General features: G+C 49.3%; 1 rRNA gene. It reads right to left on the bottom strand.

The annotated features are described in order from the left end of the window. Nucleotides 1-27: 27 nt before the first annotated feature. Nucleotides 28-145: ribosomal RNA gene (rrf, locus tag GPK83_RS12120) — 5S ribosomal RNA — on the bottom strand. Nucleotides 146-367 lie beyond the last annotated feature (222 nt).

Below are 367 nucleotides of genomic sequence, written 5' to 3'. Positions count from 1 at the left end.
TAACCGGCTGAGCTATAAGCCCATTGAATCTGGCATCCACCTGCTCTCCCATGCCGTCTCCAGCATAGTACCATCGGCCGATCAGGTCTTAACCGTCGTGTTCGGGATGGGAACGGGTGTGTCCCCTGACCGCATCGACACCAGAATTCTTGTACTTTCAGTTCCGCCTGCCGTCCTGTCCGAATCATCTTACGGAGCTTCGCTCCCTAAGCCGTTTCGCACAGTCCGCCAATACGATCTGTCAGTTACTCAAATCTGAAAAAGTAAACTTTTTCATCTTTTCGTCACTGCCATCTCGTGCAGGCTCACTTAAAAGCTCAACAGTATATAAAACCCTTACTTCTTCTTCCTTAGAAAGGAGGTGATC

Source organism: Clostridium sp. MCC328, from assembly GCF_018785465.1.
Classification (GTDB): domain Bacteria; phylum Bacillota; class Clostridia; order Lachnospirales; family Lachnospiraceae; genus Pilosibacter; species Pilosibacter fragilis.
Note: the sequence above shows the minus strand (reverse complement) of the source record. Positions and strands in the feature narration are given on the sequence as shown.